Source organism: Bacillus sp. AFS015802 (assembly GCF_002561455.1).
Taxonomy (GTDB): domain Bacteria; phylum Bacillota; class Bacilli; order Bacillales; family Bacillaceae_B; genus Rossellomorea.
Genome location: NZ_NTUP01000031.1, coordinates 1 through 545, shown reverse-complemented (window position 1 = coordinate 545; position 545 = coordinate 1). Strand labels below are relative to the sequence as shown.

General features: G+C 45.9%; 1 protein-coding gene. It reads right to left on the bottom strand.

Annotated elements, in window-relative coordinates; all coding sequences use genetic code 11:
* On the bottom strand, window positions 1-545 hold a 545-nt coding region (locus CN378_RS14575; RefSeq protein ID WP_142323609.1), incomplete at both ends, for an ATP-binding protein.

Here is a 545-nt window from a genome sequence, read left to right as displayed (position 1 = left end):
CTATGCAGCTTGACCGCTTCCCACATATGTTGTTCAGTCACCTTTACGGAATCGTCCAAATCAGCAATCGTTCTGGCAAGGCGCATAACCTTTACCTGCATCCGGTTGCTCCAGTGTTGTTTGGATGACAGTTTGTGTATGAAAGGAAGGTGATCCTCAAGGTCTGGACTGTTCTTCAGTAACCTTTGATAATCCACTCTTCCATTACATACCTCTTCACTGTAACGGTCGTATTGCCTTTCTCTTGACTCTTTCACGCGTCGTTGAACAGATAGAGAACCTTCCATTTCATTTTCACGTTCTTTCAAATGGACGGGAGTAAGGCTTAGAAAAATATCAAACCGGTCACGAATGGGCCCGGATAATCTATTTTGATAAGCGATGATTTGCTTCGATGTACAGGTGCAATAGTGAGTGAGGGAGCCAAGGTATCCGCAGGGACAAGGGTTCATGGCTCCTATCAGGATGAAGGAGGCTGGGTAGGTAAGGGTAGAATGAGCTCTTGAGATGGTGATGTCTCCTCTTTCGAGAGGTTGTCGCAACAT